Source organism: Agrobacterium sp. FDAARGOS_525, from assembly GCF_003938925.1.
GTDB classification, from domain to species: Bacteria; Pseudomonadota; Alphaproteobacteria; order Rhizobiales; family Rhizobiaceae; genus Agrobacterium; species Agrobacterium pusense.
This window is the reverse complement of the sequence record NZ_RKIU01000006.1, coordinates 192,779-203,652: the sequence shown is the minus strand read 5'-3', so window position 1 is coordinate 203,652 and position 10,874 is coordinate 192,779. Positions and strand designations below refer to the sequence as shown.

3 protein-coding genes and 3 pseudogenes are annotated in these 10,874 nt (G+C 60.9%); 1 reads left to right on the top strand and 5 read right to left on the bottom strand.

The annotated features are described in order from the left end of the window. From EGT36_RS30860 to EGT36_RS29015, 3 genes and pseudogenes are all read right to left on the bottom strand, one after another. Window positions 1-208 (bottom strand): annotated as a pseudogene (locus EGT36_RS30860) (hypothetical protein); the annotation flags it as partial. A gap of 293 nt (window positions 209-501) precedes the next feature. Next, window positions 502-840 carry a DUF7007 domain-containing protein gene (locus tag EGT36_RS31595; protein ID WP_502697452.1) on the bottom strand — a complete coding sequence of 113 codons (339 nt, stop codon included), beginning with the start codon at window positions 838-840 and terminating at the stop codon, window positions 502-504. A gap of 532 nt (window positions 841-1,372) precedes the next feature. Then, window positions 1,373-3,051 (bottom strand): annotated as a pseudogene (locus EGT36_RS29015) (ParB N-terminal domain-containing protein). A gap of 330 nt (window positions 3,052-3,381) precedes the next feature. Here EGT36_RS29015 and EGT36_RS31455 point away from each other — a divergent pair. Continuing rightward, on the top strand, window positions 3,382-3,834 hold the full coding sequence (locus EGT36_RS31455) for a DUF4238 domain-containing protein (protein WP_353505589.1): 453 nt from the start codon (window positions 3,382-3,384) through the stop codon (window positions 3,832-3,834). A 1,179-nt stretch (window positions 3,835-5,013) separates the two neighbouring features. Here the strand turns inward: EGT36_RS31455 and EGT36_RS29005 are convergent. Continuing rightward, window positions 5,014-10,163: pseudogene (locus EGT36_RS29005) on the bottom strand (helicase-like domain-containing protein). A 92-nt stretch (window positions 10,164-10,255) separates the two neighbouring features. Beyond that, window positions 10,256-10,858, bottom strand: coding sequence for a DUF1419 domain-containing protein (locus EGT36_RS29000; RefSeq protein WP_125271646.1), 603 nt, complete (start codon window positions 10,856-10,858; stop codon window positions 10,256-10,258). Window positions 10,859-10,874 lie beyond the last annotated feature (16 nt).

The following is a 10,874-nucleotide window of genomic DNA, read 5'->3' as shown; positions in this document are numbered from 1 at the left end:
TCGAGTGATGTTGCGCGCCGACGGCCGACAGACTGTTCCAGCGCTGCAATCGCCGCGTCCTGCGTGCCAGCTTTCGCGAGAGGGCATCGACTTCCGGCTGGCGTTCGGCGGTGATGCGGCGAGGTTGGCGCGATAGCGTTCGAGCAGGGTCCGTCCATCGGGCGCCCTTCCCTTGCGGTAGCCAGTTTGCTCTGGCGATCTGCGGCATGATCGCGTCATCCGACGGCTGATCTGCCGTTCGATAATCTGCAGCTGCTTTTGGGTCTGGCGGCGCGCGTCCTCCATGCGGATAGCTGCGTTTTGGGAGACATGACTGATCTCATCATGCCGCCCTCACGCTCCAGCCGGCGAAGCTCGACGGCCCGTCATAGACAGTGTGAAGCTGCAGATCGATGACGAAGCCGAAACCGCTGCGCTTACTGTATTCTGCATCCGATACGAGAAAACGCCGTTCTTCCTGGCCAAACTCGCGTTTGCCGCCTTTTGTGGCGATGACCTCGGTCATGCCGGCATGTTGGGATGAGGTGATTGCCGAGATGACGATCCAGTCGTTGGCGTGGGTGAGATCGAAACACGCGCGATCCTTCGTCCGGGATTCCCCAGGCTCGAGCCGACGACCGCGCAGCTTTTCCCAGAAGGCCGGAAAGGTGTGCTTGGCGATTTCCTCGCGCATCGGCGTTCGTAACCCGTGAACACGTCCGGAAACGTCAATGCAACGATTGCCCATTCGCAGTCCTCTTCGTACCAACCGCCCGCGCTGCGAACGGAGGAATCGACAATATGATTTCGATCGTGAGAAAGATGAAAGCCGCCATGGCCGGATGTCGAGTAGCTGACGATCCCTCGACATAGATCGTTGCCATCTGCGAGCCGCCCCAGGGCGTGCTCGCCGTCATGCGCGTCTGGACACGAGCGAAGGTTGCGAGTTCCGATATGTGCTCTGCAGTCTCGATTGCACGCAGACGGAAGGCCGCTTCGTCGGCCACCCGGCCATCATGACGATAAAAATGATGGCGTCGCGCTTCGGCCAAAGGCTTTGTGAACCGCCAGGCGCTGGCGAGAAAGAAATCGCCGGTTCCGTTGGATATGAGGCCGAGAAGGACGTCGTCAATGCGAGCAACGGGAAACCCGTCGGCGCTTGTCCCGAATTCGACACGGTCGGCGGCAGAATTGCTGCCTAAAGGGTGTATGGCAGGCGCGATTGAAGGTCCGTTCATTGCCGGGCTCCTTTCATAGGGGTGTTGTAAATGCGAACCGCGGCCCAAGGGCCGGCGGCGTAACGCATGATCTGAAGAGGTTTGCGGCTATTCAGCCGCGATCCCGTAAGCGGTCTCGTGATCGTCAAGCGTCGCCGCATCATCATCGGCATCGCTCAAATCGGAGACATCGAGATCGTCGTCGGCATCCTCATTCGGGCGTCGATGCCGGTGGCACTCCCATCCGGCGCCTCGACCTCCTCCTGCGAGCCTTCCTCCTGGTCGAGATGCTTGAGGATGGCAGAAACGTCAGCAGCCTCCGGCGCGAACAAGGCAGACGGATGGACGAGGTTCGCCTCGCCTTCGAAGTGGGTGACGAGAGCCGACCGGGTTTCGCGAACGCGCGCACGCGGCTCGAGCCCGGCATCCTTGGCGACGATTTCAAGCGCCTGGCGCGACAGGGATGCGAGGAAGTCCTCCGAGCCCATGTTCGGGAGGTAACTGTCTGCGCCGATCGCCTCGCCGGCCAAGCGCGAGACGACGCCGCTATTCGAGATGCCACGGCGGCACGAAAGCACATCGATCAAAGCGGATCGTGCCGCAACACGCACCGTATCCATGTCAAATGCGAGCCTGCCATCCTCCGTCATCAGTCGCGCAGCATGGCGGCCGAAACGAGCACCGCCGTAGAGCGCACCGCCGGCGCCGGAATCGACCCGGACATTCAACCCGGCAAAGGCGAGCACGAGCAGCGCCATCAGCATGTCGTCCTCGATCGGCGCGCGGCTGAGGGCATCGTGGAGAGCGTCGGTGCGAAAATCACCGATCATGTCCTGGCCCTTCTGCGTCACATCGGGGCGAGCCTTCGGCGGTGAGACCGCATCTTCCGCGGCGGTTCCGCTGGCATCTGAAACGCTGCCACCCTTCCGCTTCGCGGCCTCCGGCATGCGGTAGTGGACAGTCTGGACCTTTCCGTCGCGGTCGAGATACAGGCCCGCATGATCGGACTTCGACGGTTTGCCATAGACTTGGCTCGCCTTTTTCGGCAGTTCCGGCTGACCCCAGCTGTTCACCTCAACGATCGAGCCGCGCTTCGGCAAGTTCGCCGTCATCCATTCATGCTGGGCGCCGAGAAAGCCCTCGACGTTGGTCGTGTAGCGGCTGTCCTGATCGGCAGGTGCGAAGAGGTCCTCGACCCACTCGATGCCGTAGGCCTCGCGGAGATCGTCGCCGAAGCTGGCATCCTTGGCATACATGCGCTTCTTCGTTAGCGCATTGGCGATCGACCACCAGGCGGGTGTCGCCTTTCTTCGGCTTATGGGCCTTCCAGACCTCCTTCTGCTCCACCTCGCCAGCGGCTGCAATGATCCGGAGCTGCTGTTCGGAGGGCATGTCGCCAAGTGCCATCTGTTCCAGCATCGCCGGCAGGACGTTGGCCAGCAGCCGCAACTTGCGGATCTGGCGGACGGGGAGAGCGAGAGCGACGGCGATCGCTTCCTCGGTCCAGCCGAGTGCAACGAGCCGCTCGATACCGCGCCATTGGTCCACGGGTCAACGCCTCGCGCACACTGTTTTCGATCATGGACCGCATGGCGCCGTTGTCGTTGGCGGCGTCTACCACCAGGATCTCGATTTCTTCGAGACCAGCCGCGATTGCGAGGCGGACACGCGGTGGCCGGCATCGATAATGTAGCCATTGCCACCACCCGCTTCCGGCGCGACTATCGGCGGCTGGACGATCCCAACGGCTTGGATCGTGGCGAGCATCAACGCATCTGCCTGCGGTGACGACTCGTCTGGCGCATACGGTCTGGGTTTCCTTCAGAGCGCGAGGATCGACCTTCTGGATCTGCATGGACTGTCCTTTCGGGAGATTTGCGAGCCGGCGCCTTGCCAGCCCTTCCTGTCTTCATTCTTTCCGAAGACACCTCCTGGACCGAGCGCGGCCGGACTGCCGCAACTGCGGCCGAGCATCCCTGACGGAAAGGACAGCGGGGCAACTGCCCTGCGATGGACGACCGACCGGGATGGCGCAGGCGGCGGTTGAGCGACGAGCGGCGGCAGGAGGACCGCGCTGGCGACCCATCTTTTCCTCCTTTTATTTCCCACAACCTTTCGGAGAATGACGGAGGAATCAAAGGTGAAGGACGGATGAGCAAAAACATCACCCAAGAAATGCCATTGGGTGCCTCAAGCATACCTTCGGAATTTTTGCATGCCCTCCAGAAAGCGAGGAGAAATATGGCGATTAAGCAAGGAGACGCTTGTTGCGGAGCGCAAGCCAATTGCGAAGGTGGCTGTCAAATTCCACCTCTACTCGCCACCAGACACAGCCGGCCGCCGCGACGACAGATTCGAGAGAAAACTCGGAGACTTAGAGACTTGGTTCGGTAGCCCTGCCTGGAAGGCACTATGTGGAGATTTTCCGGACTACTCGAAGAGCTGGTTCAGGAAAATGATTCTCCCTGTTGGTGGCGACCATGTATCTGAGAAATCCGTCGGTTCTCGAATGGACAAAGGGTTTCACCAATCGGTACTCGCGAGTGCAAAGGGCAACAGCCGGCCGCCGAGCCATATCAGAATCGGCAGACCCTTCCGAGATTTCAGAGGACACGTGGGCGGAATATCTTGGAGCTAACGACGAAGACCTTAAAAGGGCATGGATCAGCATCGTGGAGAAATGCGGTTGGTTTGCAGAACAGCTGATGTCTCTCCGCTGGGCGATCCTCATCTCGGAACGCCCTGTTTTTGTAACGTGGACAACCCTGTGGCGTTCTATCACCCCCAGCCTGCAGTTCAAGGGGATGAACGACCCTCAGACTTTTTTGATGTTCCCGCTTTCACCCACTCGCGTCCTCACAATGGATCATCGACATGATCAGCCCGACGGCAGATATTATCCGCTAAATCACAGTGGCGCGAGCACGAATACGTGATCTGGAGGAACTCGATCGGAGCATATGTTTCTCATCGCGACATCCCGATACAGTGTGCGAGGAAATGGTCGCCGACGCGGAGGCCATGGGCTTCGCAAGTCACTGACGAGGGAAATGGAAAAATGATTCCAACGTGGAAAACGGCCGAAGCGAAAATGAGCGTTTGCATCAACGGAGCATACGTGCCGTTTAAAAATGCACCGAACTCCATGCCTCGCTTCGTTCGGCCGGCATTGTTTCCACTGGCGATGAAAATTGGGAGCTGCAGTTCTTCGGATCATCCTTCTTAGGGAAATATCGAGGCTGGCATTTCGGGATCGCGACGGCGCATCAAACCAACTCGGCACATGGTGCGCAGGAAGCATCAAAATATGTTGTCCTCAGGAAGTCGGCGGCAAAACCCTCGCTATCCCACCGAGCAACCTTCACATCCCATCCGTCGACGAAGAAGGCTATAGCAGTCTCAGGATCTGATTTTCTTCGATTTCGCGGAGGTGGATGCGCCATACAGAGCTAGCCATCTGGATTTGACGAATATCCTTTGGTCAGATGACACCAGCCCGGCAGATTACTCCTTTCTAATAGGGTACCCAACGAGCTCCGCCATCATTACACTAAACCCAGAAGACTACTCTGCGCTGGAAAGCTTTACCGCGCGTTGGGTGAGACAGGACTTGCAACCCGCGAATCCGAAGCTTTGGACACAGAGCATCGCAACATCTTCATCAACACGATCGCTCGACCCGCCTCAGCATCGATCCCGATGGACTGAGCGGGTCACCCGCATTTTCGATTGTCAAGGCAGCCAACAGTGAGCCTTCATTCGGTTCGAAGGTATCGTCACAAACGCACGCGGCGACCGCTTCGCGGTCTATCCCAGTTTATATATCCGCGACATGCTTGAGCATATCGTCAGAATTCTTAGCCACCAACGGGGCTATTAAGACTTCATCAAGGCTGGTATCCCCGCGGGCGGCACTGGCGAGTTCTTCGTCAATCTCGGCCAGTCGACCACGCTTTTCCGCGAGTTCTTCGGCAAATGCAAAGGCTCCTCCGTCTCGCGAACGGTAGGAGGCCAACCGCCGCTCGGCCTCTCCTAAGCGCCGGCGATACTGAAGCCGGTCTCCGTCAAAGCCGTCGAGCCCGTGCTCCAGTCTTGAAATCGCCCCGAGCGGGGTGACGGTGATGGCCAACTCGATCTCGTAGTCGGCGCCAGTGCGCTGGAGGAGGGTCTGATAGCGATAGCCGTCACCCCGGCCGATGCGTTCGCCCTCGTAAACGAGATCGAAGCCACCGATCGTCGCCAAGTGTACCTCGCCCTCTTGTTGGAGCTGAAGCAATGTGAGGATTTCCTTCATTAGCGCTCGGCCGGCTTCCTTGCGTTCAGTATAATCCTGACCGAGCACCGTCATGGTGAACGCATCACCGGCAGTGGGCCGGAGCCGGACGATGTCCTCACCGATTTCGCCGATGCGCCGCGTCGAGACCTCGATCTCGCGCTCGGCATCACGCATCTGCCGACGAACGGCATATTGATCGTCCTCGTGGGCGGCGCGGAGCCGTTCAAGCCGTGCGATATCAGCCTCGAGCCCGGCCTTCTGCATCAGCCGTTCGTCACCCGACGCGATCGCTTTCGCCATCGCGAACTGGTTGGCGGCGCCTTCGCCGACATCTTCCAGCCGGCGGATAGAGGTGTCGCCTGAAAGGGCGGCCGCGATGAACCGGGCTTTGCGCTCATTATTCTGCCACATGGAGGCGTCGAGCGAGCCCTCGGTCGCGTAGGCGAAGATATCGACCTCGTCGTGCTGGTTGCCCTGGCGGACGATCCGGCCCTCGCGTTGTTCTATCTGCGATGGGAGCCACGGCACGTCAAGATGATGGAGGGCTTTCAGCCGAAGCTGCGCGTTGACGCCGGTGCCCATCGTCTCTGACGAGCCGATCAGGAAGCGGACCTTGCCGGCGCGGACATCGCCGAACAGCCTCTGCTTGGCCTCGGTCTTCTTGTAATCCTGCATGAAGGCAATTTCCGATGCCGGCACGCCAAGCCGGATCAGCTCCTCGCGAATGAAGCGATAAGCTGAGAACCCACGCGATTTCTCGACATTGATCGTGCCGAGATCGGAAAAGATCATCTGGGCGGCGCCCGGCAGATCGAAGTCCTTGCCGTCGGGTCGGCTATAGTGGCTTCGCCGGTCTCCTTCCAGATCCGGTGTGCATTGCGGATCAGCAGATTGAGCTTGTTGTCGTCCTCGTTGCCGGCCGCCGGCATGACGAAGCGCAGGTCGATCGCAGCATGACGGCCATCGGTGATGACGGAGAGCAGAATGTCGTCACCGGGCTTGGCCGGCCCCTCGCGCATTTCGATCGCCTTGATCCTGGTATCCAGCGTCTGCTGGTAGGTCTTGAACAGCGCCGTCGGCTTGGCCGTCAGGATCTGCCGGCGGCCGGTCGACAGGTTCGGCACCTTGACATACTGACGAAGATCATCCGGCATCACCACATCGGCGAAGGACCGAAACATGGCGATCAGCTCGGGCACGTTAACGAAGCTCGCGAAGCGGCTGACCGGCTTGTATTTGCCGGATGGCTGGATTTCGAGTTCGGTCGTCGTGTCGCCGAAGCAGGATGCCCAGGCATCGAACTCATGCAGGCCCCGTTCATGGAGCGCTTCGTGGCCGAGCAGGCGCTGGATCGAGAACATCTCGCCAAGGGTATTTGTTACAGGCGTGCCTGACGCCAGCACCAAAGCCCGTCCGGGGTTCTTCGTCTCGATGTAGCGGGACTTTACAAAGAGATCCCAGGCGCGCTGCGATCCATTCGGATCGATGCCCTTCAGCGTCGACATGTTGGTGGCGAAGGAGAGCTTGCGGAATTCCTGCGCCTCGTCGACGACGATCTGATCCACACCGATTTCGGAGATGGTCAGAAGATCGTCCTTGCGGGTGGCGAGCCCTTCGAGCCGCTCCTGCAAGCCTTCCTTCAGCCGCTCGAGGCGCTTGCGCGAGACGCGGTCTTCACTGTCGACCTTGGTCAGCAGATCCTCGTAGAGCTGCAGCTCGTCCTGGATCATCTGCTGTTCGAAGGCTGACGGCACGGCGATGAAGCGGAACGCCGAATGGGTGATGATGATCGCATCCCAAGTGGCGGTCGCCGCCCGCGACAGGAACCGGGCGCGCTTGTCCTTCGTGAAGTTGGTCTCATCCGCCACGAGGATGCGGGCATTTGGATAGAGCGCCAGGAACTCACGCGCAGCCTGGGCCAGGCAATGGCCGGGCACGACCAGCATCGCCTTGGCGATCAGGCCAAGCCGGCGTTGCTCCATGATCGCGGCCGCCATCGTCATCGTCTTGCCCGCGCCGACGGCATGGGCGAGATAGGTGGAGCCATCGGCGATGATCCGCCAGATACCGCGCTTCTGATGCCCATAAAGAACGAAGGCGCCAGAGGCGCCTGGAAGTTTCAGATGGGAACCGTCGAATTTTCGCGGCGCGATGTTGTTGAAGCGGTCATTATAATCGCGGGCGAGCCGATCGGTGCGATCGGGATCGGTCCAGACCCAGTCCTGAAACGCCTGCTTGATCCGCTGCAGCTTGTCGCGCGCGGCCTCGGTATCGACGACATTCAGAACTCGCCGCTCGCCGTCGACATCCTTGAACACGTCGAAGATCTGCGGGACACGGCTATTCAGCGCATCGGCGAGGAGCTCGCCGCCATGCCGACGGCTGGTGCCCCATTCGGACGTGCCGGCTGCGGAATAGCCGAGCTGGCGCGCTTCCACAGTCCAGGAGCCGAGTTCCGCCATGTGGTGGATGCGGATCTCGGCATCCATCCTCTCCTTCACGAAGGCGACAACGTCAGCCGCCGGGATCCATGGGGCGCCGAGACGGGCAGTAATATCCGATGGCCGAAGGTCGGCCGGCTGGACATCGGTCAGGGCGCGGACATTCCGCTCGTAGACCGGATCGAGCTCTGCCGCCGCCTGCGCGGCAATGAGCTTGGTGCGAACCGAGCCGGAGAGATAGGCGTCCGAGGTCTGCCAGGTGCCGCTGGCCGGATCCTGGAACACCTCGTCGCCGAGCGCATCGATGACGGCAGCGACGTCAAGATGCAGCAGTTCGGCGATATGATCGAGATCGACATGACCACGCTCGTTGAGGACGACCGCCAGCGCATCGGCCGCATTGGTGATGACGGGCGACATCGGCGGAGCGATTACACGGGAGCTGAATATTGGACCCGGCTTCGCCGTATCGGTCTCCAGATCATAGTCCTCGATCGAGGCCACCAGCCAGCAATCGGGATCGTCGCGGAAAGGTGCAAGGTTCGGCTGGCGATGGGTTTCCTTGACCTCACCGGTCTCCGGGTCCTCCTGGACCGAGACTGTGGTGTGGTTGATAGGGCCGAAATCTCGGACGAATGCCGACCAGGCAAGGCGCAAACGCACCTGAAGATCGCGCCAAGGCCGATCTGTCTCCTGCGCCTTCAACATCTCGCGGACGGCATCGCGGATCGGGATCAACTTCGAGATAATCCGGATATGCTTTTCCGGGATGCCATCGCCGGAGCGGCCCTTGCGCACGGCGATAGGAACGGCCGAACCGTCCAGCAGCTGCATCAGGCCTTTGGCTCGGTCGATGAAGAAGCTCCCCTCGCGGACCGGGCTGTCTTTCGGTCGGAGATCGACGATCTCGGCGAGTTCGTCCTCCAGATCAATGTCGATCGGGGTCGGCTCGCCGTCATAGAGGCCGTCCGGAAGAAGATCGATGGCCGCGGTGAGCGCTGTCTCAAGATCGGCGCCGCCATTGCCACGGCATGTGTAGGTCTCGCCGAATGGCCCGGAGGTGAGGGCATGGGTGCCGAGCACGAAATCCGGATGGCGCGCAAACCAACGGTTCACCCGAATAGCTCCCTCATCGTCGGTGGCCGACTGCACCTCATCCACATCGAGCCAGGTCTGGTCGCCTTCGGACTCACCAATCTTGCGCTTGCGGAAAAAGAGAATGTCGACGACGACATCCGTGCCGGCGTCACGACGAAAGCTGCCTTCGGGCAACCGGATCGCCGCGATCAAGTCGGCGGATTTGGCGATATGCACACGGGCGGTCGTGTCGGCCTTGTCCATCGTACCGTGCGAGGTGACGAAGGCGGCCAGCGCCCCCGGCTTCAACAGGTCGAGCGAGCGGGCGATGAAATAGTCATGCAGCCGCAGGCCGAGCGACCTATATGCCCGGTCGGAACGAACCGTGCGATCGGAAAAGGGCGGGTTGCCGATGGCGAGATCGTAGATCGGCGCCAGGTCCGTGCGGGCAAGATCGCCTTCGATGATCCGAGACCGCGGCTGCAGCAGGCGGACGATGCGCGCCGTTACCGGGTCGAGCTCGATCCCGGTGACATAGGCGGTCTCCCGATAGTCTTGAGGCATAAGGGCAGGGAACAGGCCCGTGCCAATGCCCGGCTCGAGCACCCGGCCGCCGCGCCAACCGAGTCGCTGGATCCCGGACCAAATCGCCCGGATGATGAATTCCGGCGTGAAATGCGCATATTGGGTGCAGCGCGCGAGCGAGGCATAGTCTGCTTCCGACACCGCGGTCTCGAGCGAAGAACCAAGCGCGTCCCATCCTTCGCGGAAGTCGATCTCGCCCGGTCGGCGGAACATGCCATTGGCAAGTTCCGAAGCTCCGAAACCGGTGAAGCGGATCAGCTGCGCCTGTTCCTTCGGCGTCGCCGGCCGTTCCTGCTTGGCGATGCCGTCGGCGACCAAGATCGCAGCGACATTGGCGCGAGCACGATCCTTCCAGCTGATTCCGAGACCGCGTTCCTCCGTCAGCACGTAGTTCTGGCGCTGGTCAGTTACGCGCTTCGGCGCTGAAGCCGCCGGCAGTGCCGGGGCAGGGGTCGGCGGCGTGGGATCGGGATCGTCATCATTGGCTGCGACGGAATCGAAACCGCCAAACGCGGTGACGCCGAGACCGAGGCCGGACGACAGGGCCGAGTTGCCAAACATGTCGAGGGTGAACGGATCATTGCTCATCAGAAGTGCTCCTTTTCGGGCGCGCGCCATCGACCACCCGTCGGGGCGGGCAGTTCGAGAAGGCTGGGAAAGATCGACGGAGTGGATGGCCTTTAGGCCGCGATGCCGGGCAAATGTCGCATGTGAACGGGCAGCTTTGCTGCGATCTCGGTATCAGTGAGATCGTCCAGCGGCTTCAGGATTGACCCGTTCGTGCCACTCCACAGCATGACCGTGCGCTGACCCCTCATGGCCGACGGAAAGCGATCGCCGGCATAGCCGCGATAGGCGTCCGCGGTGCTGCTCCAGATATGCTCGAGCCGCTCCTCGCGGTTCATGGCCCGGACAGGCTGCGTCTCGCGCTCGAAGATCGCCGCCCGCATCGTCTCGACCGAACTCGTATCGGAGAGATCGCAATAGCCGTGGAAGTATCTGGTCTTCCCGTCGATCCGGAGTGCGTAAAAGACGCTGGTCACCGAGCCAGTCAGAAACTCACGCATCGCGAAGATCGGGCCACGCATCCACAAGGGCGGCAGGATATTGAGCATGTAGTCGTACAGATACCCGTCGATCTCGAACCATTCGCCGCTGTACATCGGTCCAGCATCGGTCTGCCACCGATCGGGGCGCTGGTTGTGACGATCGAAAAGACGGAACATTTGGCCGCGCGTTGCGACGCCTTCGAAGATCTTGCGGATCGGGGCAGAGGTGTTCATAGCTGGCTCCTTCAGG